The organism is Rhodothermus profundi, from assembly GCF_900142415.1.
GTDB lineage: Bacteria > Bacteroidota > Rhodothermia > Rhodothermales > Rhodothermaceae > Rhodothermus > Rhodothermus profundi.
The window spans coordinates 21,563-41,847 of sequence record NZ_FRAU01000010.1 but is presented as its reverse complement, the minus strand read 5'-3'; the positions used below and the strand labels follow the sequence as shown (position 1 = coordinate 41,847).

Genomic DNA, 20,285 nt, shown 5'->3' with positions numbered 1-20,285 from the left:
CGCAAAGGCACGCTCGCCTTCAACCCCGCCATGATGGACGTCCTCTTCGAAGCCTTCGACCTGATGAAACAACTCCTCCAACAGGTCGTCGACCGCAAGCTGCAACCGCTGCCGCTCTCCACTATTATTGAGAAACTGCAAGCCGTTGCCGAAGGCAAATCAACCGCTGCCGCAGAAACGGCTCAGCCTGCACCCCCTGCTGCCCAACCGGCTCCCGCTGCCGCGTCGCCCACCACTTCCTCACCAGCCTCTACAGCAGCGCGCCCGGCCGGCAATGGGCAAACCGCTCGCCGAGATAAAGGCACCGAAACGATCCGCGTCGAAGTTCGCCGCCTTGACAACCTCATGGATCTGGTAGGCGAACTGGTTCTGGGACGCAACCGGCTGCTACAGCTTCTCAGCGAGCTCGGGGAAGGGGACAACGCCGAGCTGCTCCGAGAACTTGCCGACACCACAACGCAGATCGACTTCATTACCACCGAGTTGCAGTCGGCCGTTATGCACACCCGCATGGTGCAGATCGGCCGCGTTTTCAACAAGTTCCCACGCCTGGTCCGAGATCTGGCCCGTGAATTCAACAAGCAGATCGAACTGATCATCGAAGGCGAAGACACCGAACTGGACAAATCGCTTATCGAAGAGATCAGCGATCCGCTGGTTCACCTGGTTCGCAACGCTGCCGACCACGGCATCGAAGACCCGGAAACGCGTCGCGCACGCGGCAAGCCCCCAACCGGTCGCATTCGCCTGGCCGCCGCCCAGGAAGGCAACCACATTGTCATCGAAGTTGAAGACGACGGCGCCGGAATCGATCCGAAGAAACTCAAAGCAAAAGCCGTAGAGAAAGGGATGATCACTGAAAAGGAGGCGGCGGAAATGAGCGACCGGGAAGCGTTGGAGCTGATCTTTCGAGCGGGCTTTAGCACAGCGCAACGCGTCAGCAAGGTATCGGGTCGCGGCGTAGGCATGGACGTAGTCAAGACCAACATCACGAAGCTGAACGGAACCATCAGCGTACATTCTGTTCCCGGGCAAGGAACCCGCTTCACGCTCAAACTACCCCTCACGCTCGCGATCATTCAGAGCTTGCTCGTCCGCGTAAGCGACGAAGCCTTCGCCATTCCGCTGCACACGGTGATCGAAGTGGTCGGACTTGAGCCAGACACCGTTTCCACCATTAACGGTCGCGAAGTTATCCGCCTGCGCGACGCCGTTATTCCCCTGCTACGCGTAGGTGAAATGCTCCAGGTTCCCCACTGGGAATACCATCCAGAACGCGCCTATGCGGTTATCGTCGGCATCGCCCATCATCGGCTAGGCCTGATCGTGGACGACCTGATCGGTCAGAAAGAAATTGTGATCAAACCGCTGGGCAACTACCTCAAGAAAGTGCCTGGCGTAGCCGGCTCCACGATCCTTGGCGATGGCCGGGTAGTCATGATTCTGGACGTGGGCGAGCTCGTGCGCATGGAAGCGCAGCGCCTCCGTGGCAATGATACCTTCCATTCGGCGGTAGTTACAGCGTAACCTTTCGCCTGCCAGGAACTTCCATGATCCGCGTACTCATCGTCGACGACTCGGCCTTTATGCGTAAGGCGCTCTCCATCATGCTGGAGGGCGATCCAGAAATCCAGGTAGTGGGCACAGCCCGCGATGGAATAGAAGCTATTGAAAAAGTACACGCTCTCAATCCCGATATCGTTACGCTTGACATAGAAATGCCCCGCATGGATGGTCTGACGGCGCTGCGCCGCATCATGCGGGAGCATCCTGTGCCCGTCATCATGGTCAGTTCGCTGACCCAGGAAGGCGCACAGGCCACCATCGAAGCACTGGAAGCCGGGGCCGTCGATTTCATTCCCAAACAGCACTCGTACGTATCCATTGAGATCTCCCGAATTCGGGCTGAACTGCTGGAAAAAATCAAAACCATCGCTCGGACACGCCCCCTGCTAACGCGACGGCGTGCCGCCGCTGCGCCTCCAGAAGCATTGCCTACCCTGCGTTTTCGAGAGGCTCGGGCTATTGCGATTGGCGTCTCCACCGGCGGCCCGCGTGCCCTCCAGCAGGTCATTCCGACCCTACCCGCCGACCTGCCTGTACCGGTACTCATTGTCCAACATATGCCGCCCCATTTTACCCGTTCGCTTGCCGAACGGCTGAACAGCCTCAGCGCCCTGACCGTCGTCGAAGCAGAAGAAGGGATGCCCCTTCAGGCCGGCCACGTTTTCCTGGCCCCGGGCGGACGTCACCTGGTGCTGACAGGCCGCAACGGCCAGACGCCACTGATCCGAACGCCCGTCGAACCCGTAACGCTACACCGTCCATCTGTCGATGTCATGTTTCAGAGCGTCTGCCAGACCTTCGACGGGAAAGTACTGGCTGTCGTAATGACCGGCATGGGACGAGATGGGCTGGAAGGCGCCCGCCTGATCAAACAACGCGGCGGTAAAGTCATTACGCAGGACGAGGCAAGTTGCGTCGTGTATGGCATGCCCCGTGCCGTGAACGAAGCCGGTCTGAGCGACGCTGTGTTACCTCTGGAGCAGATCGGTCCAATGCTGGCGCGTAGCCTGGGCTGCACACCCGTTGCCCAGCCCGTTACGTCTTAAGCCCCATCCCAAACAGCCGATACTCGTTTCGGGCGTCTGCACTTTCTAAAGCAGCCAGACGCCCCAGATTCCCGGCCACCGGAAGTACGGGACCGTTGTCGTCATGGAAAAATCCACGCCCATCGGCTTAGTACTGGGCTTTGCACTGATCTTTGCCGCCATCTTTCTGGGGGGAGACTGGCTGACCTTTGTAGATATTCCCTCCATCCTGATCGTTGTTGGCGGCACGCTCGCCGCATTGCTGGTGGCCTACTCGATCGACGAACTCAAGGTCATCGTTCCCGGCCTGCAGGAGTTGCTGCGGTTTAATCCTCCGGATCTGAGCGAATATGTCAACCTGTTTACCGACCTGTCCCGCACCGCCCGCCGGGAAGGGCTGCTGGCACTGGATCGTCGCCTCGGCGAACTGGAGGACGAATTCATCCGCTTCGGCCTGGAAATGGCCGTGGACGGCATCGAAGAACAGGAAATTGCCGAGATGCTTCAGGTGCGCATCACCGAGGAGCTACGTCCCAAGCAACTCTTTGCCAAAATCATGAACTCCGCAGGTACGTTTGCGCCTTCCTTTGGCATGATCGGGACGCTCATCGGACTGGTGCAGATGATGCAAAACCTCACCGACCCCACGCAAATCGGGGCCGGAATGGCCGTAGCCATGCTCACCACCCTCTACGGGGCTATCCTGGCGAACCTGGTTTTCCTCCCGCTCGCCAACAAGACCAAGGTACAATTAGCCCAGTTGCAAAAAGCCCGCGAAATGACGCGTGTTGGCATTCTGTCGATTGTCCGGGGCGACAGCCCCAGCATGATCGAAAAGCGCTTGCAAATGCTGGCAGGCGACCAGAGCGCCAGCACCCAAGAAGAAGAACCGCACCTGGCGAAGGCTGCCTGACCGCTAACCTGACCTCCTTACGCCATGCCGGAAGAAGTACAACAACCCCAGGAAGAAGACGACGAGGAGCCTTCCGCTCCTTTCTGGATGACTACGTTCAGCGATATGGCCACCCTGCTGCTGACCTTCTTCGTGATGATCGTGGCCATGTCGGAAGTTGAAGTCAAAAAGTTCAAAGAAGCGCTCAGCTTCTTCCAAGGACGAACAGGCATGTTGCAGAGCGAAACTATCGTTCCTTCCGTCAAAACCCAGGTAGTGACCCGACGCCTTAGCCGAGAGCAGTTGCAGAAATATGAAGAGCTGATTCAGTACCTGCAGGAGCACAATCTCCAGGGCAAGGTGCAGGTAAACCTGACCGATCGAGGCCTGCACTTGATTATCACCGACTCAATCATGTTTCGTTCAGGCGAAGCCGAAATTATCGAACCTTCCCGCACCATCCTGCGCATTCTGGCCGGCATTATTGACGACCGCATCGAGTCGGTCGTGGTCGAGGGCCATACCGACAACCGCCCCATCCACACAGCCCGCTTCCCCTCAAACTGGGAGCTGTCGGCAGCACGGGCCGCGGCCGTTGTGCGCTTTTTGCTGGAACATACCGACGCCCTTCCCCCCTCCCGCTACGTGGCGGTGGGGTACGGCGAATTCCATCCGCGAGATACCAACGAGACGCCAGAAGGACGGGCCCGTAACCGCCGTGTTGAAATTCTATTCAACTGGGAGCCATGGCAGAACGAGCACAACAATCCGTACCTGAAACGCCTGATACCCCCGACGAAGAAGTAACCCAGGAAGAACAGGAAGCCCAGAACACTGGAGGCCGTCGCCTCCTGGGCCGCCTGCTGCTGGTGGCATTGACGCTCGGTCCTACCGCCGCCGGCGCATGGCTGGCCTATTTCTACTATCCTACGCTGGTGCAAGCTGCTGAGCAATTTTCTGGCACGGATGATGATACAGAAGAGGAAGCGCGCCCCGTCGAATACGGCCAGTTTATGGAGCTGCAAGGCTTCATCATCAACCCGGCCGGCACAGACGGAACGCGCTACCTGATGGTTAACCTCGGTTTAGAAAGCGCCGAAGGGAGCGTCCTGGAGGAACTGAAAGAAAAAGAAGTGGTGGTGCGCGATACGGTGCTCAAACTGCTGAGCCAGCGCACCGTCGAAGAACTGGCCGACATTAGCCTGCGCGCGCAGCTCAAACAGGAGCTGCGCGATGCGGTCAACGGTGTCCTCCGCAAAGGAAAAATTGACCGCGTCTACTTTACCCAGTACGTCCTGCAGTAACGAGGGCCATGGCAAAGCCCCTTAGCCAGGAAGAAATCGACATACTCCTTGAGGTCCGTAGTCAGATCGGCGAACAGGGCGACTACGACCTTGAGGCCCTCGAGTCGATGATGACGGCCGAGGCGGAGAAGAAAATTCTCCCCTACAACTTTAAGCGGCCTCGGCTGTTTTCGCAGGACCAGATGCGCGTCCTGCACTACGTGCATGAAGCCTTTGCACGTGACCTTTCTGTCTACCTCTCGGCCCAGCTCCGCACCCTGGTTGACATCACTCTGTCGGCTATCGACCAGGTCCTGTACTCCGAATTTGTGATGTCCAGCGCTCCTCCATCGGCGCTGTATGTCGTCGATGTGCAGCCACTGCACCAGAAAATTGTCTTTGAAATGGACCCCCGCCTGGCTATCTACACCGTCGAAAAGCTTTTCGGGGGGCCGGGGGTCTTTCTGCGAAAGCCACGCGAGCTCTCTCAGATTGAGCGCCGCATCATGGACAAAGTCATGATGCGGGCCTTTCGGGAATTAGAAAAAGCCTGGCTGCAAATTCACGAAATTCACCTGAAAGAATCCGGTTTTGAATCAAACGCTGAGTTTGTGCAAATCTTGCCCGGCGTCGAACCAGCCCTGGTAGCCACCTTCGAAGTCGCGATCTACGAGCAACGTTCCTTCATCAACATCTGCTATCCTTACATCCTGCTGGAGCGGATGCTGGGGCATAGCGCCATGAAACAATGGCGCTCCAGCTCTACCACCGAAGTTCCTCCAGCTATCCGCCAGCGCTACGAAGAGCAGCTAAAGAAAATTGAAGTCGAGCTGCGCGCTGAAATTGGACGCACCCGCATTCCGCTCAGCGAGCTGATGACCCTGGAAGTGGGCGATGTCATTGTGCTGGAGCGCCGGGTGAACCAGCCCATCCAGGTGTATATCGGGCAGCACGAAAAGTTCAAGGCTATTCCCGGTCGATCCGGAAAACACCGCGCCCTGCGTATTCTGGAAGTCGTCCCTCCGGAATTACCCGTTGACGAAGATGAGCTCGAATCCAACGCTTCCGCAGCTTGAAGCCTCGCAGGAGGCGCTGCAACAGTTTCTGCAGACGCTGCTGAACCAGGAAGTCTCCCTTCAACCGGGAACGCTCGCCTCGGTCCAGCGCGACCAACTGAACGAACTGGCCAGCGATCGGGTGCTGATCTGGGCCAGCAGCGAACCGTTTGCCATCGGGCTGGCTCCAGACTGGATCCCGATGCTCTCCCAGGCCATGCTGGGCGAAACGCTCAATCCCGGAGATGAAGGGACAACCGACTTGCTGAGCGAGGTAGCTGCTCAGGGCTATGGGGCGCTGCGCAACGCACTGGCCGCCCAGGGCTTACGGCTTCCCGAAGTAACGTTCGTAGTACAGCAGCCTGACGCAGGCGCCGCGCAGCCACCAGTCGAGCTGCCTGCCTCGCTGCTGCACCTTCCTTTTACCCTTCAGGTGGGCGACACGCAACACGAGGGCTTTATCCTGCTACCCCCAGAGGCTGCGCAACAGCAGGACAGCCCGGCCGATCCTTCTGCCTCGTCTTCCACAGAAGCCGCAGCGCAGTCGCCGGTCGAAGTGCGCCCTGCTGCCTTCAGTGAGCTTGGACCAGAGCGCATCGGGGATGGAGGTGTTAAAGGCAATCTGGAACTGCTGGCTGACGTCGAGCTGGAAGTGGTTGTAGAACTGGGACGACGTCGTCTTCCGCTGGCCGATGTGCTTCGCCTGACGACGGGCAGTATTATCGAGCTGGAAAAACTGGTCGGTGAACCCCTGGAAATTTATGCCAACGGCCGGCTGATTGCTGAAGGTGAAGCCGTTGTAATCGACGAGCAATTTGGCGTGCGGATCACCAGTCTGGTAACCGGTAATCGACAACGGGAGAAAACGCTGTTCTGAGCACTGGCACGGTGTTCGCTGGCCGCCAGGGGTAGTGCAACACGCCCCCATCCACACCGTGCCATGGCCTTCCGACTGCGTGCCGTTTGCTACGGGTCTGTAGCCCGCCGCCTGCTTCTGCTGGGCGGGGGACTTCTATTGCTCTGGCTGGCCCTCCAATGGGCTGCCGCTCCTTCCTCCATATCACCAGCCTCCTCAGCCCCTGCCGCCGATTCTGCGCGCGTGCCGCTCGCTCGGTCGGATCCTGCTCCTTCTCTGCTGAGCCTGCGCTACCTGCTGGTCCTGCTCGTACTGGCTGCCGGTGCCCTTGTGGCGCTGTATCTGCATCGGCGCACCCGCACGTTGCCCGGCCCTGCCTTGCTGCGCCCCCTCGGCCAGCTATCACTGGGGCCCGGTCAGCAAATTCGCCTGGTCGCCTGCGGCGACGAACTGCTGATCCTGGGAGTCACCACCCACCAGATCACGCTGCTCAAAAGCCTGCCCCTACCACCAGAACTACAGGTTGAGTCTGCCGAAATGTCCCCGGCGGCTACCTTCACCCAATTACTCACCACCCTTTCCGCGCGACCTTCACCCACTGACCATGCGTCGTAAGCTGTCGTTCTGGGGCCTGGTGCTGTGTATCACGTTGCTGGGGATGGGTCCGGCTGCTGACGCTGCACGCGCTCAGCAAACCCCAACCCAGCAGACCACCCCCCCGGCTTCCTCCAACTCAGGCGGGAATACCCTGCTGGGTCCCCTGCCCCGCATCCAACTGGGCGAAAACGAAGACTTTGCGCTTCCCCTGCAGCTTCTGCTGCTGCTTACCATTCTGTCGCTGGCTCCCGCCATTATTATCCTGACCACCAGCTTCACCCGACTGGTCGTCATTTTTAGCATTCTGCGCACCGCACTCGGACTCCAGCAGTCTCCCCCCACACAGGTACTGATCGGACTGGCCCTCTTTTTAACGCTGTTCATCATGTACCCCGTCTTTGATCAGATTCATGACGAAGCATTGCGCCCTTATCTGGACGGCGAAATCACCCAGCAAGTAGCATTGGAACGCGCTGCCGCACCGCTGCGCACTTTTATGCTCCGTCAGACGCGCGAAAAGGACTTAATGCTGTTCATGGACCTGGCGCGCGTCGAAGTCTTTGATCGGCCCGAAGACGTCCCCTTCTACATTCTGGTCCCGGCCTTTGTCATCAGTGAACTGCGCATTGCTTTCCAGATTGGCTTCATGATCTTTTTGCCCTTCCTGCTGGTCGACTTGATCGTTGCCAGCGTGCTAATGAGCATGGGAATGATGATGCTGCCGCCTGTCATGATCTCGCTCCCCCTCAAGCTGCTCCTGTTTGTGCTGGCCGACGGCTGGTATCTCGTTGTCGAATCGGTCGTTCGCGGTTATCTCGGAACCTGAACCCTCTGAGCCTATGACCAGCGAAGTTGCCCTCTACTGGATCCAGGAAGCCCTCAAGACTGCCCTCCTGCTGGTAGGCCCCCTCCTAGGCATCGCCCTGATTGTGGGCCTGATCGTCAGCCTGCTGCAGGCCATTACGTCGGTGCAAGAAATGACGCTCAGCTATATTCCCAAAATTCTGGCTGTAGGACTCGTGCTGCTGCTACTGGCTCCATGGATGCTTCAGATGCTGACCGACTTTGCCGTGCAGGTGTTGCAGTTCATCCCGAACGTATCGCACTGAGGGTATGCCCCTGCTGAATCCGGAGTACCTGCTGCGCGTGTTGCTGGTGTTTGTGCGGATCAGTGGGGTGCTGCTGGCAGCCCCGTTCTTCGGCCAGCTTTCCATTCCAGTACGCGTGCGCGTGCTGCTGGCCGTACTCCTGGCCTACAGTCTTTCGGGACTGGTACCCGGACCGCTGCCTCCCCATGCAGAACATGCCCTTGGATTCATCGTGGCCGTTGCACTGGAAGCGCTGACCGGTCTTCTGCTGGGATTTGCAGCCCATATGGTTTTCTGGGCTGTCGAAATGGCCGGCGACCTCATCGGTTTCCAGGTTGGCCTTCATATGGCCCAGGTTTTCAATCCCCTGGAAGGACAGGCTACCAATCCAATGGGGCGCCTCCTCTCGCTGGCCGCGCTGATGGTTTTTGTGTTGCTCGACGGCCATCACGTAGTGCTTCGCGCCCTGGTCGAGTCGTTCCGCGTTGTTCCGCTTGCAGGCGCCCATTTAGCTGCCAGCCACCCCCTCCTGGTGCAATGGGTCTGGGATTTCTTAATCCTCGCTCTTCGGCTGGCAGCCCCCTTCATGGTTACTATCTTACTCATTGACGTGGCCCTCGGTATCTTCGCCCGCATTGTACCTCAGGCCGACCTGTTCTCTATTGCCCTGCCGCTCAAGCTGCTTGTCGGACTGGCTCTGGCGCTGTTCTACATGCGGGCCTTTTTCCCGCTAATGGCCACGCTGATCAGCAATATCGACGATGAGTTGCTGCGGCTGCTGGGCGCGCTCCTACCTCCCTGACGGAAAGGATTTCCGCTCACCCCGCTTTGAGCTTTGCCTGTCTTCTCATTTAGCTATCCGGCACGCTTTTTCGGCAAACACGAACAGCACTCTGCAAAAGCCGTATGCCGGATCGCGATCAGAAGCAGTTCGATCCCACGCCCCGCCGCATTCAGAAGGCGCGGGAAGAAGGAAATGTCTTTCGCTCGCAGGAGACGAGCGCTGTCCTGCTCCTGCTGGGCGCCCTCCTTACGCTGGCGCTGAGCCTGCCGTATGCCTTCGGCCTCATGCGTCAGTTTACAGCCCGTCATCTGATGAGCGCTCCTTTCTACGCCCTGAATGCCGCCTCCATCATCAGCGCTCTGCAGGAAGCGCTCATGGTGACGGGCCGTCTGCTGCTTCCCTTCTTCGCCCTGCTCCTGGTGCTCGCCTTCGGCGTCAACGTGTGGCAGACCGGATGGCATCCCACCCTCAAACCGCTGATTCCCAAACCCGAACGCATCAGTCCGCTGCGCGGCCTGCGCCGCCTGTTTTCGTCACGCGGACTGTTCAACGTGCTTAAAGCCCTGCTGAAAATTGTTATTGTCGGTCCCATAGCCTTTCTGGTTATCTATCGGCACCTGTCAGAAATCCTTGAACTGCATACCCACTCGCTCGAAACCATTCTGCAGACAACCGGGCTATGGATGCTTCAGCTAGCAGCCTATACGCTCGGCGCCCTCTTGCTGCTGTCTATTGCCGACTTTGCCTATGAAAAATGGAAGTACAGGCAGGATCTGAAGATGACCGCGCAGGAGGTAAAGGATGAGCATCGAGAGACCGAAGGAGATCCCATGGTTAAGAGCCGCCGGCTGAAAAAGGCCCGGGAGCTTCTCCGCCGGCGGCGGCTTGACCATGCCGTGCTGCGCTCCGATGTGGTGGTCACCAACCCAACGCATTATGCGGTCGCGCTGCGCTATGATCCCTCTGAAGCTCCTGCCCCCCGCGTGATGGCCAAAGGCATCCGCAAGCGCGCCCTGCGCATTCGAGCGCTTGCGCTAGAGCATGGCATTCCGGTCGTTGAAGACCCGCCTCTGGCAAGGGCACTGTACCACAACGTACCCGAAGAGCACGAAATCCCGGAAGAGCTCTACCTGGCCGTTGCGACCATCCTGGCTGAAATTTATCGCCAGCGCGGCCAGCAGCCTCCAGGTGCCACTCCGCGCTAAAACTGCCTGAAGTACCCCGATGGCCGAAGCTGTCCCGGCAACCGCTACGTCAAAAGCCCCTGGCAACCTGCTGCGGCGCTTCAACACAGAAGCGCTGCTGGCCAGCAGTATTGTGCTCATTCTGTTTGTTATGCTGGTGCCCCTCCCTCCCTTTCTACTGGACGTGCTGCTGGCCACCAACATTACCATCAGCCTGGCTGTGCTGCTGACCGCCTTCTACGCTTCCCGACCCCTCGAATTTGCCATCTTTCCCGGGCTGCTCCTGCTCACCACGTTGTTTCGTCTCTCGCTCAACGTAGCCTCTACCCGACTGATTCTGAGCGAGGGCAAAGCAGGGGCTCTTATCAGCGCCTTTGGCCAGTTCGTAGTAGCCGGCAACTACGTGGTAGGCGCAATCATTTTCATCGTGCTGGTGATCATCAACTTTGTCGTGATTACCAAGGGCTCGGGCCGCATCGCTGAAGTTGCCGCCCGCTTCACGCTGGACGCCCTGCCTGGCAAGCAAATGGCCATCGACGCCGACCTGAATGCAGGGCTAATCGACGAGGATGAAGCACGCAGGCGACGCGAAGAAATTGCCCGCGAAGCCGACTTCTACGGCGCTATGGACGGCGCCAGCAAGTTCGTGCGCGGGGATGCTATTGCCGGTCTGGTCATCACAGCCGTTAACATCATCGGCGGGTTTCTTATCGGCGTGTTTCAACATGGGATGTCGGCCGCCGAAGCCGCCCAGAATTTCGTGCTTCTCTCGATCGGCGATGGCCTGGTCTCGCAGATTCCCGCTCTGCTCATTTCAACGGCTGCCGGTATTATCGTCTCGCGCGCCAGCGGCGAGGCCAACCTGGCTGAAGAGTTTAAAGGCCAGCTTTTTGGCCGCTCCTATCCGCTCCTGATTACTGGCAGCTTTCTGGCGCTGCTGGGGCTGGTGCCGGGTCTTCCCCTGGTCCCGTTCTGGCTGCTGGCCGGCACGACGCTGCTGCTGGGCTACCAGCGACGTCAGTTTGAACGCCGCGCCCAGGAAAAACCTGCCCAGCCCGAACCCTCCGAACCTTCCCCACAGCCAAGCGAAGACCCCAGTCAGCTCCTCATGGTGGATCCGCTGGAGTTGGAAATTGGCTACGGCTTGATCCCGCTGGTCGACCCAAACCAGCACGGCGATCTGCTCGACCGCATCAAGGTGCTCCGCCAGCAACTCGCGCTGGAACTGGGCATTGTGATTCCGCCCGTGCGCATCCGCGACAACATGGCCCTGGGCGCTAACCGGTACGTCATCAAGATTCGAGGCAATCCCGTCGCCGAAGGAGAGGTGCTTCCCGGCTACTACCTGGCGCTGCTACCCGAAGGACTGGAAGAGACCCCGCCAGGCCTGCGCACCAAAGACCCCACCTTTGGCCTACCCGCCCTCTGGGTTGCCGAGCGCAACCTGCCCGATGCCGAACGAATGGGGCTGACCGTGGTCGAAGCCCCGGCTGTTATCACGACCCACCTGCTCGAAGTGCTGCGCAAGCACGCGCACCAGCTCCTCGACCGCCAGGAAGTCAAAAAACTGCTGGACAAAGTCAAAGAAACCCATCCGGCACTGATCGAGGAGCTTACGCCCAATTTGCTCAGCATCGGTGCTATTCAGAAGGTTCTCAAGCGGCTGCTGCGTGAGCGTATTCCGATCCGAGACCTGGTCTCTATTCTGGAAGCGCTGGCCGACCACGCCCCGAACACCAAAAACATCGACGTGCTGACCGAATACGTGCGTCACGCGCTGGCTCCAACGATCACCCGTCAGTTTATGTCGTCTGACGGCGCCATCTATGCCTTTGTACTGGATCCTGTATTGGAACGCCACTTGCTGCAACAAGCAGAGGCCGGGGAGTTGCATCCCAGCACGCTGGGACTGGAGCCGCAGCAAAGCGAACGCTTTCTGAAGGAAGCAGAGCGGCTCACCAAACGGCTACTGAGCGAAGGACATCCACCGGTGCTGCTTACTTCGCCGGTGCTTCGTCCGGTGCTCTACAACTTCCTGGCACCTTCTATACCGGACTTGAACGTGCTTTCCTACAACGACCTCCTTCCAGACGCCCGAGTGGAGGTTGTCGATCAGTTGCGGCTTCCGTGAGCCTAGCTCACCTGTGTCATGAAACTACACACGCTTACCGCTCCCAGTATTCAGGCAGCCCTCCTGGAAGCGCGACGCCGCTTCGGCGATGACGTCGTGCTGCTGGAGTCCGTGCCAGCGCAAGGCGACCAGCCGGCACGCATCACCATCATGGTCGATGAGCCGCAGCAGCCCGAACGACTACCCTTTGGCTATGCTGGAGCCCAACAGCTCGCTCGCAAGACGGCCCATGCCGCAGTCCACTCCTCTGCAACAGCAGCGTCCGATACGACGGTGCTTACCACCGAGCAGGGCAACGGCAGCACACCTCCTGTCCGCACAGGCCCGACCTCCGCGAGCCGACGCGGGCAACTCTTTCCGACCGCCCCCGCCAAATCTTCCCCTGCACCGCCAACCATTCCCGCCCACCTGACTGACCAAATTGAACGTCTACACCGTCGCCTGGCGCGGCTGGAGCAGCAATTAGGCGGCGCGCTGGTAGGCGCCTCCCACCGCTGGCTGGGTCATCCACTGGCAAGCGAACTGCTACGCCAGGGGCTGCGCCCTTCCACCGTTATCCGGTTGTTCGACCGCCTGGTCGCCCAGGGTTTTGATCCAGAACAACCGGACGAACAGTTGCGCTGGGCACTGGCTCGCGAAATGCGCCGGCAGCTAGCCCCCACCGCCCCGCGCCCCCTGCAGGGCACCCAGGTTGTTATCGGTCCGGCGGGTGCGGGAAAAACCACCCTGCTGCTCAAGCTGGCCCGACATGCCAGCTTTTTCGGGCGGCGCACCACAGCGGTGCTTGTGCTCCTGCCTGAAGAGGCTGATTCCCAACCCTACTTGAGCCCGGTCGAGCTGTACCGGCGCTTTGAGCTACCGGTGCAAACGGTCGCGACCCCCCGGGAGATGACAGCAGCGCTTCGCCGCGTGCAGAGCTTCGATCAGATTCTCATCGATACGCCTCCGCTTCCCCTTCAGGAAGCTCCTGCCCGCCGGTTGCTCCTGCACCTGCGCCAGTTGCTTGGGGCAGTCCTTCCGCTCCAGGTGCTGTTCTGCCTGAATGCCACGTGCAACCTGGAAGACATTCCCCCCCAATGGGTTCGGCGGTTGCCCTTAGCACCCGACGCCCTGGTGCTAACCCATCTGGATGAGGTGCGCCGACCTGGACGGCTCTACGACTGGCTGGTCGCCCTTGCCTGTCCAGTCGTCTGCGTGTCACGCGGCGTTCGCGTACCTGACAGCCTTGAGGGATTCTCTCCGGCTGCGTTTATCGAATACTTGCTCCGGCTTTGACGTAAAGACCTATGAAACGTCGTTCCACCGTTGTTGCCATCGTCAGCGGCAAAGGCGGCGTGGGAAAAAGCATTACAGCCGTCAACCTGGCCGAAACATTAGCCGTTCTAGGCGAGCGCGTCGCCCTGATTGACGCCGACTTTGGCCAGGGTGCCTGTGGCATTCTGCTGAACGAAACGCCGCCCGCCAGCGCACTCGACCTGGCACGGGGACGGGTCGAACTGGACGAAGTGCTGCATCCAACCCGATCAGGCTTTACGCTTGTTCAGGCCGTCGCCGAACCCGGCCAGGCCGACGGCCACCACGAAGCCCTGTATCAAACGCTCGACTGGCTGCTCAAAGAGCTGCAACACTCGCATACGTTTGTGCTCATCGACGCACCGGCCGGCACCGAAGGCCCGGTACGCTGGGCGCTCGACCGCGCCCACCTGGGCCTGCTGATCATTGTGGGTGAACCCACTGCTATCGCCGACGCCTATCGCCTCTGCAAACTGCTCTGGCAACGAGCCCCGCACTATCCACTGGGCTGCCTGGTGAACTTCGCGGACACTGAGGCCGAAGCGCGAAGCGTAGCGGGTCGTTTTGCTCAGCTTACGCAGCATTTTCTACACCACCAACCCATGTACCTGGGATGGGTACCTTTTTCCGCACAGGTGCGGCAAAGCGTGCATCGACAGCAACCGGCCGTCCAGACCCCCGGACCGGTACGCAACGCCTTTCAACGCCTGGCAGAAGCACTTGTGCGTGGCGCTATCGCCCAGCCAGCCTCTTGCCACGCCTCGTAGCTCCCATCATGGCATGCATCTTGTTTAACAGGGCAGGGAGTCGCTGAAAGAAGAGCTTCAATCGTTAAGGGCCATGCAGAGCCTGCTTACCTACATTAGCGGTCTTCTGAGCGTGTTTGTGCTTTTCCTCCAACTCTGGCAATTTGCACCCCTGGATCGCGCCCTGCTGACGGCCGTGCTAACGGGACTGGGCGCTTTCTTTGTGCTGCACCTCGGATATGTAGCCATCCGATGGATCCTGACGCTGGCCCCGCCCCGGCAAAAGTCCGATGCCTCCGAGCCGCCCCAGGAAACCACTGCCCATAAATCGGACACCGACCAGCGCGAACACTCCCCCCAGATGACCGCACCGGCTGCGGCCTGAAGTCTGTCCCGCCTTCTGATCGGGGCTGAGCCATGGGTTACGACCTGCAACGACTTGTCGAGCAGTATGCAGCCGACCCCTCACCGGCCAACCGAGAGGCCGTGGTGCTAGCGGCCGTCCCACTGGTCCGCTCGCTGGTCGGACGCCTGAGCGTACCCGACCATCCGCTGGTCACCCGGGAGGATCTGGAAAATGTGGGCCTTATGGGCCTACTCCAGGCGCTCGACAGCTATGATCCCCAGCGTGGCACCCCCTTCGTTTCGTACGCCTACGGCCGCATCCGAGGCGCGCTGGTCGATTACCTCCGCTCTATCGATGCCCTGCCCCGCGAGCGTCGGCGTAAACTTGCCGAACTGCAACAGGCCATCGACACGCTCCGCCAGACGCTCGGCGGAGAACCCGACGACCAGGACGTAGCCGACTACCTGGGCATCTCACTACAAGAATATCATACCCTGCTTACCGACGCCCAGCGACGCTTTGCCCTCTCCCTCCAAGACACCATCGGCGAGGATGGCGACCAGAGCGTCCTCGAAACCATCCCCAACGAAGACGCCGAAAAACAATTCGAGGCTATCGACCGGGCCTCTCTCATTGAGTACATCTCCAAACTGATCCAACGACTCCCGGAACGCGAGCAAAACATTCTGGCGCTCTACTACTACGAAAATCTGACGCTTCGCGAAATCGCCCAACTACTGGGCCTTACCGAAGCCCGCATCTCTCAAATCCTGGGGAAAACGCTGCTGACGCTGCGCACCGAACTGCAACGCGCTCGCTCCCGCGTAGCCTGAAAGGCCGAACAAATCTGCACAGGGACCGTTTTACACAACACCGGCGTAGCCACATTTTTATACTTGGGCTGCGCCCTTATTTTTGTTAATTTCCACTTGTTTTTTGTGTGGAAGCCAACCAAACAGCGTTGCGCGCATGGGTGTCATGAATAAACTCCGGGAGAACACCGGAGTCATTCTGTGGATTCTGGTGATCTCCTTTGGCATTATCTGGGTGCTGCAGGATTCGGGCGCCTTCGATGTCGTCGGACGCACCGGCGACACCATCGCCGAAGTGAACGGGGACCCCATTTCGTACCAGGAATACGTCCGGGCAATCGAAGCCCAGATGCAGGCTTATCAGCAACAGACGGGCGAATCGCCTACCCCGCAGATGAGCGACCTGATTCGCGAACAGGTCTTCAATGCGCTCGTCGAAGACCGCCTGCGCCAGCAGGCTATGGAACGTCTGGGCATTACGGTGACCGATGACGAAGTCGTACAGATGGTCCTGGGCGATAACCCCCATCCCATTATTAAAGCCTACTTCGGCGACGAAAACGGTAACGTCAACCGGGCGCTCCTGCAAAACTTTATCGACAACCCGGCAGCCCGTGAAGACTGGATTCGACTCGAAGAATTCCTGCGCGCCGAGCGCGCTCGGCAGAAACTGGAGCAGCTCCTGCTCGCTACCGTACGCGTCTCTGATCAGGAAGTGGAAGAAACGTACCGCCGACGCACGCTGCGGGCGGACGCACGCTACGTCGCACTCCGCTACGCAGAAGTGCCAGACGATTCCGTCTCGGTTACCGAAAGCGACCTGCGCCGCTACTACAACCAGCATCGGGAGGACTTCAAACGCAACCGCACCTATCGGGTCGCCTACGTTACCCTGCCCAAGAATCCCACCGCTGAAGACACCCTGCAGGTGCTCGAAGAACTAACTCACCTCAAAGAACGCTTTGCCCAGGCCGAAAACGACTCGCTCTTCCTGGCCCGCTATGCTTCAGAACGGCCCTTCACCGATGCTTTCTTCCGCCGGGACGAACTAGACCCAGCGCTGGGCGACGTAATCTTTGACGACCCCCAACCGGGCAAGGTTGTAGGACCGGTGATCGCCGGCGGCCTGGCGCACCTGATTAAAATTCGGGCCGTACGCCCCGCCTCGGAAACCGTCATCCGCGCCCGGCACATCCTGATCCGCGCCCCCGAAGATGACCCGGAAGCTCGCCGCCAGGCCCGCCAGGAAGCCCTGGCACTGAAACGCCAACTCGAACAAGGAGCCGACTTTGCCACCCTGGCCCGTGAGCACTCCGACGACCCTGGAAGCGCTCGCCGCGGAGGCGATCTCGGCTGGTTCGGACGCGGCCGCATGGTCGAACCCTTCGAAAAAGCGGCTTTCTCAGCGCCGATCGGCCGCGTCGTCGGACCTGTTGCCACGCGCTTCGGCTACCACCTGATTGAAGTAACCGGCCGCTCTAACCTGGAGGTGCAGATCGCTGACCTGGCCATGCGCCTGACCCCCTCCCTGGCTACGCTGAACCGTATCCAGGAACGCATGGAAGACCTGGCATACTTTGCAGAAGACTCCGGCGACTTTGAGGGCGAAGCCCAACGCATGGGATTGCAGGTGCAGGAAATGCGCATTGAGGAAGGACAGCAATTTCTGCCCGGAATTGGTCAGAGCCGAGCCATCCTGAACTTCCTCGCCGACGCAGACGAAGGCGACATCAGCCAGGTCATCGAACTGGACGACCGGTTTATCGTCCTGCAGCTCGTCGAAGTAACGCCCGAAGGATACCGCTCTTTTGAAGAAGTCCGCAATGAAATCCGCCCCCGTGTGCTGCTGGAAAAGAAAAAAGAAGTGCAGGTAGCCCGCCTGCGGCAAGCGCTGCAGCAACACGGCTTTGAGGGCCTGGCCGAAGCGCTGGGCACCACCGTGCAAACTGTCACTCAGCTTAGCTATAATCAAACGCTGATTCCTGGACTGGGCCGTGAGCCGCGCTTCATCGGCACCGTGTTCGGGCTGCAGGAAGGCGAGACGTCCGATGTCGTTGCAGGGGAAAACGCTGCCTTCGTGGTGCAGCTAACCAGGCTGTATGAACCGCCTCCCCTGAGCGCACAGATGCGCGAACAGATTCGGCAGCAATTGCTCAGTCAGCGACGCCAACAAGTCCTGGCTCAGTGGCTGGCTGCGCTGCGTGAGCAAGCGGACATCAAAGATTACCGCCGTCGATTTGAGCTGTAACACCACCCGCTGAACCACCTCCCGAAACGAAAGGCGCCTCATTGAGCAAAGGCGCCTTTCGTTTCGGACTTCAGCCCTGCTACCTCGCTCTGCTTACGGACACATTACCTCTGCAGCACAAGACGTAGCTGAACGTTTCGTCCTGGCTCCAACACGCCATAAGGACGCAGCCGACTTAAATGGCTAACATAAGCCCGATTTAGGAGATTCTGAACGGTCAGATCGGTCACCAATCGCCAGGCGCCCAGTGGCCAAGAAGCCGAAAACGCCAGGTGCCAGACCACATAGCCATCGGTAGGGGCCTCGTCTGGAGCAACCCGCTGCTGGGAGGCGACAACAGTAGGCCCCAGACGCAGCATCACCTCATCGGCAGCCCCCCAGCGCTCCCGATGCACTTCAATTCCAGCAAGCAACCGGGGCGGTGGCGAAAATGGAAGCGGCGTGCGCGTTGCTCGGTTCTCGGTATAGGTAACGTCGCCTCCCAGGTGCAAATGCAGCCAATCGGTTATGCTCAGATTTAAAAGCAACTCTCCACCCCAGAGTAACGCCTGCGCTTGATCGAAACGATAAATAAAAAAGCCAGAATCCCTATCCCGCTGGCCGGTAGGCCGGGGAAAGATAAAGTGGGTAATCCAATGCACAAAGGCATTAACCTCCAGATGCAGGCGGCGTTGCAACCAGCGAAGCGTGCCGTCAACACTGAAGCTCTGCTCGGGGCGCAGCGTTGGGGTGCCAACTTCGAACCGGCTGGCTCCTTCATGCACCCCACGGGAAAAAAGCTCATTGAGCGTCGGCGCACGCCAGGCGCGTCCAATATGGAACGCCAGCGCCAGATTCGGCCGCACGCGCCAGGACAGACCTACAGCGCCGCTCAAGGCGCTATAGGTGCGCCGCTGTGCACTTACCCCCAGTGCTTCGTTCTCCTCCACGAAAAGCCACCGGCCGTCCCACCGCACTCCCCCGCTAAGGGTCAACCGGGGTAGCATTAGTTCTTCAAATACGTATACAGCTCCATTCCAGACACGTGCCCCGGGAATTAACGCTTCCGCGGCCAGCGTCTCATTACGCTGAAAAAGACCGCTGAAACCGATTGTGCCAAATAGAGGCCCGATTGGCCGATGGTGAATGCGCAGATCGGTCGTTACCGTACGCAGCCGCAAATAAAGCGAAGGACCTTCCCGAGCAGCTGCAAGCGCTTCCGACTCCTCATGCTCAAATTCCTGCCGTCGGTTTTGCTGCCAGGCCACGTGCAGCTCCAGACGGTCAGCCCCTGGCCGCCATTGGATCCGAAGCTGGGCTAGATCATGATGCACCCGCTGGTATGGCTCCCCAATATGGTAGCGCCTGTCCGGCCCAGAGGTCGCTTCCTCTGCTTCCGGTTCGAAAAATCCCAGGCGAGCGCGGTATCCCTTATAAGCCAGGTGCACCTGCGCCGTATGATCTTGATAGCCCACCTGAAGCATACCATTGCGCTCGGCGAGACCGGTGTTGGGGACCAGTCCTCGGGGCGTGTCGTAAGCGCCGGCCCGACGAAGCGTCAGCTTGGTACCATAGAACCATCTGCCCTGACGCCCTCCTATCTCCAGATGCGCGCTGCCCATTCGGGTATTACTAGCTCCTTCCAGCGTAAGGGACCCGGTAACCGGCTGCCTGTACGCGAAAGGCCCTGCTGTAGCCAGTTGCACCACACCGCCCAGTGCATCCGATCCGTAAAGCAAACTGGCAGGCCCCTTGACGACCTCAATACGCTCGGGAGCGTACGCATCCACTTCCACCCCGTGCTCTTCTCCCCATTGCTGGCCTTCCTGTCGAACTCCATCCTGCACCACCAGCACGCGCTGCGCCGTGAGCCCTCGAATCATCGGTTTGGCTATGCCGGTGCCTGTGTGCAGTAGATGTACCCCGGGCGTCTGGGCCAGCGCATCCACAGCCGTCATCCCACGAGCCAGACGCAGCCCCCTGCCTTCCAGCACCGTTACCGCCTGCGGAGTCGAAAGCAGATCAGTAGCCTGTGCCTTGGCAGTAATCGTTACGCCCGGAGCTTCAATAGCCGTAGGAGTTAAGCTCACCGCTAAATACGTGGTGTCCGTGAGCGTTACCTCACGCGCCTCAGGCTGGTAACCTACGTAGCTAAAAAGCACGCGGTAGCGACCCGTCCGAGTAAACCTCAGGCAATAACGCCCTTCGGCATCGGTTGTTGTTCCAATCTGAAGGGCAGGCACAAAGACCGTAGCGCCAATCAGGGGAGTCCCTGTAGCGGCATCAGTAACTCGTCCTTTTAGAATCTGTCCATATCCTTCGAGCCCTCGGCTAACGAGAAAACTCAGCAATAAAAGCCCTACCTGTACAGGATGCTTCATGGCTTGCCATCCGGTTTTG

19 protein-coding genes are annotated in these 20,285 nt (G+C 59.5%); 18 read left to right on the top strand and 1 reads right to left on the bottom strand.

What is annotated here, in order from left to right; all coding sequences use genetic code 11:
- From BUA15_RS12415 to BUA15_RS14065, 18 genes are all read left to right on the top strand, one after another.
- The coding region (locus BUA15_RS12415) for a chemotaxis protein CheA (protein WP_072716315.1) at positions 1-1,527 on the top strand (1,527 nt) is incomplete at its 5' end.
- A gap of 23 nt (positions 1,528-1,550) precedes the next feature.
- Positions 1,551-2,612, top strand: a complete 1,062-nt coding sequence (locus tag BUA15_RS12410; protein ID WP_072716314.1) for a protein-glutamate methylesterase/protein-glutamine glutaminase — start codon at positions 1,551-1,553, stop codon at positions 2,610-2,612.
- Positions 2,613-2,715: 103 nt separating this feature from the next.
- Positions 2,716-3,504, top strand: coding sequence for a motility protein A (locus tag BUA15_RS12405; RefSeq protein ID WP_072716313.1), 789 nt, complete (start codon positions 2,716-2,718; stop codon positions 3,502-3,504).
- A gap of 24 nt (positions 3,505-3,528) precedes the next feature.
- Positions 3,529-4,290 (top strand): OmpA/MotB family protein, encoded by a 762-nt coding sequence (locus BUA15_RS12400; protein WP_072716312.1) that lies wholly within the window; start codon positions 3,529-3,531, stop codon positions 4,288-4,290.
- Positions 4,230-4,787 carry a flagellar basal body-associated FliL family protein gene (locus BUA15_RS12395; protein ID WP_072716311.1) on the top strand — a complete coding sequence of 186 codons (558 nt, stop codon included), beginning with the start codon at positions 4,230-4,232 and terminating at the stop codon, positions 4,785-4,787. The genes BUA15_RS12400 and BUA15_RS12395 overlap by 61 nt, the downstream gene beginning before the upstream one ends.
- A gap of 8 nt (positions 4,788-4,795) precedes the next feature.
- Positions 4,796-5,842: a flagellar motor switch protein FliM gene (fliM, locus tag BUA15_RS12390; protein WP_072716310.1), complete on the top strand. Its 1,047-nt coding sequence runs from the start codon at positions 4,796-4,798 to the stop codon at positions 5,840-5,842.
- Positions 5,811-6,698 carry a flagellar motor switch protein FliN gene (gene fliN / locus BUA15_RS12385; protein WP_072716309.1) on the top strand — a complete coding sequence of 296 codons (888 nt, stop codon included), beginning with the start codon at positions 5,811-5,813 and terminating at the stop codon, positions 6,696-6,698. The genes fliM and fliN overlap by 32 nt, the downstream gene beginning before the upstream one ends.
- 63 nt (positions 6,699-6,761) lie before the next feature.
- Entirely contained in the window at positions 6,762-7,292 is a 531-nt protein-coding gene (locus tag BUA15_RS12380; RefSeq protein ID WP_072716308.1) for a FliO/MopB family protein, read from the top strand.
- Positions 7,282-8,100: a flagellar type III secretion system pore protein FliP gene (gene fliP, locus BUA15_RS12375; RefSeq protein ID WP_072716307.1), complete on the top strand. Its 819-nt coding sequence runs from the start codon at positions 7,282-7,284 to the stop codon at positions 8,098-8,100. The genes BUA15_RS12380 and fliP overlap by 11 nt, the downstream gene beginning before the upstream one ends.
- A 13-nt stretch (positions 8,101-8,113) precedes the next feature.
- The gene (gene fliQ, locus BUA15_RS12370; RefSeq protein ID WP_072716306.1) at positions 8,114-8,383 is read left to right on the top strand and encodes a flagellar biosynthesis protein FliQ; all 270 of its coding nucleotides are present in this window, start codon (positions 8,114-8,116) and stop codon (positions 8,381-8,383) included.
- Between the two features lie 4 nt (positions 8,384-8,387).
- Positions 8,388-9,164 carry a flagellar biosynthetic protein FliR gene (fliR, locus tag BUA15_RS12365; RefSeq protein ID WP_072716305.1) on the top strand — a complete coding sequence of 259 codons (777 nt, stop codon included), beginning with the start codon at positions 8,388-8,390 and terminating at the stop codon, positions 9,162-9,164.
- A gap of 104 nt (positions 9,165-9,268) precedes the next feature.
- The gene (locus BUA15_RS12360; RefSeq protein ID WP_072716304.1) at positions 9,269-10,351 is read left to right on the top strand and encodes an EscU/YscU/HrcU family type III secretion system export apparatus switch protein; all 1,083 of its coding nucleotides are present in this window, start codon (positions 9,269-9,271) and stop codon (positions 10,349-10,351) included.
- A gap of 19 nt (positions 10,352-10,370) precedes the next feature.
- Positions 10,371-12,461 carry a flagellar biosynthesis protein FlhA gene (gene flhA, locus BUA15_RS12355; protein WP_072716303.1) on the top strand — a complete coding sequence of 697 codons (2,091 nt, stop codon included), beginning with the start codon at positions 10,371-10,373 and terminating at the stop codon, positions 12,459-12,461.
- Between the two features lie 18 nt (positions 12,462-12,479).
- Entirely contained in the window at positions 12,480-13,736 is a 1,257-nt protein-coding gene (locus tag BUA15_RS12350; protein ID WP_072716302.1) for a flagellar biosynthesis protein FlhF, read from the top strand.
- Between the two features lie 11 nt (positions 13,737-13,747).
- A complete protein-coding gene (locus BUA15_RS12345) occupies positions 13,748-14,521 on the top strand; it encodes a MinD/ParA family ATP-binding protein (RefSeq protein WP_072716301.1) in 774 nt (257 codons plus the stop codon).
- A 73-nt stretch (positions 14,522-14,594) separates the two neighbouring features.
- Positions 14,595-14,885, top strand: coding sequence for a hypothetical protein (locus BUA15_RS12340; protein ID WP_072716300.1), 291 nt, complete (start codon positions 14,595-14,597; stop codon positions 14,883-14,885).
- Positions 14,886-14,917: 32 nt separating this feature from the next.
- Positions 14,918-15,679: a sigma-70 family RNA polymerase sigma factor gene (locus BUA15_RS12335; protein WP_072716299.1), complete on the top strand. Its 762-nt coding sequence runs from the start codon at positions 14,918-14,920 to the stop codon at positions 15,677-15,679.
- A gap of 145 nt (positions 15,680-15,824) precedes the next feature.
- Positions 15,825-17,906 (top strand): peptidyl-prolyl cis-trans isomerase, encoded by a 2,082-nt coding sequence (locus tag BUA15_RS14065; RefSeq protein WP_245772040.1) that lies wholly within the window; start codon positions 15,825-15,827, stop codon positions 17,904-17,906.
- Positions 17,907-18,010: 104 nt separating this feature from the next.
- On the opposite strand, the gene BUA15_RS12325 is transcribed toward BUA15_RS14065, so the two are convergent.
- Positions 18,011-20,266: a TonB-dependent receptor gene (locus BUA15_RS12325; RefSeq protein WP_072716297.1), complete on the bottom strand. Its 2,256-nt coding sequence runs from the start codon at positions 20,264-20,266 to the stop codon at positions 18,011-18,013.
- Between the last annotated feature and the right edge of the window lie 19 nt (positions 20,267-20,285).

Bases quoted from the DNA above. Each gene is read 5' to 3' on its own strand.
- BUA15_RS12410 (WP_072716314.1), top strand. From the start codon at position 1,551: ATGATCCGCGTACTCATCGTCGACGACTCGGCCTTTATGCGTAAGGCG.
- BUA15_RS12405 (WP_072716313.1), top strand. From the start codon at position 2,716: ATGGAAAAATCCACGCCCATCGGCTTAGTACTGGGCTTTGCACTGATC.
- BUA15_RS12400 (WP_072716312.1), top strand. From the start codon at position 3,529: ATGCCGGAAGAAGTACAACAACCCCAGGAAGAAGACGACGAGGAGCCT.
- BUA15_RS12395 (WP_072716311.1), top strand. From the start codon at position 4,230: ATGGCAGAACGAGCACAACAATCCGTACCTGAAACGCCTGATACCCCC.
- fliM (WP_072716310.1), top strand. From the start codon at position 4,796: ATGGCAAAGCCCCTTAGCCAGGAAGAAATCGACATACTCCTTGAGGTC.
- fliN (WP_072716309.1), top strand. From the start codon at position 5,811: ATGAGCTCGAATCCAACGCTTCCGCAGCTTGAAGCCTCGCAGGAGGCG.
- BUA15_RS12380 (WP_072716308.1), top strand. From the start codon at position 6,762: ATGGCCTTCCGACTGCGTGCCGTTTGCTACGGGTCTGTAGCCCGCCGC.
- fliP (WP_072716307.1), top strand. From the start codon at position 7,282: ATGCGTCGTAAGCTGTCGTTCTGGGGCCTGGTGCTGTGTATCACGTTG.
- fliQ (WP_072716306.1), top strand. From the start codon at position 8,114: ATGACCAGCGAAGTTGCCCTCTACTGGATCCAGGAAGCCCTCAAGACT.
- fliR (WP_072716305.1), top strand. From the start codon at position 8,388: ATGCCCCTGCTGAATCCGGAGTACCTGCTGCGCGTGTTGCTGGTGTTT.
- BUA15_RS12360 (WP_072716304.1), top strand. From the start codon at position 9,269: ATGCCGGATCGCGATCAGAAGCAGTTCGATCCCACGCCCCGCCGCATT.
- flhA (WP_072716303.1), top strand. From the start codon at position 10,371: ATGGCCGAAGCTGTCCCGGCAACCGCTACGTCAAAAGCCCCTGGCAAC.
- BUA15_RS12350 (WP_072716302.1), top strand. From the start codon at position 12,480: ATGAAACTACACACGCTTACCGCTCCCAGTATTCAGGCAGCCCTCCTG.
- BUA15_RS12345 (WP_072716301.1), top strand. From the start codon at position 13,748: ATGAAACGTCGTTCCACCGTTGTTGCCATCGTCAGCGGCAAAGGCGGC.
- BUA15_RS12340 (WP_072716300.1), top strand. From the start codon at position 14,595: ATGCAGAGCCTGCTTACCTACATTAGCGGTCTTCTGAGCGTGTTTGTG.
- BUA15_RS12335 (WP_072716299.1), top strand. From the start codon at position 14,918: ATGGGTTACGACCTGCAACGACTTGTCGAGCAGTATGCAGCCGACCCC.
- BUA15_RS14065 (WP_245772040.1), top strand. From the start codon at position 15,825: ATGAATAAACTCCGGGAGAACACCGGAGTCATTCTGTGGATTCTGGTG.
- BUA15_RS12325 (WP_072716297.1), bottom strand. From the start codon at position 20,266: ATGAAGCATCCTGTACAGGTAGGGCTTTTATTGCTGAGTTTTCTCGTT.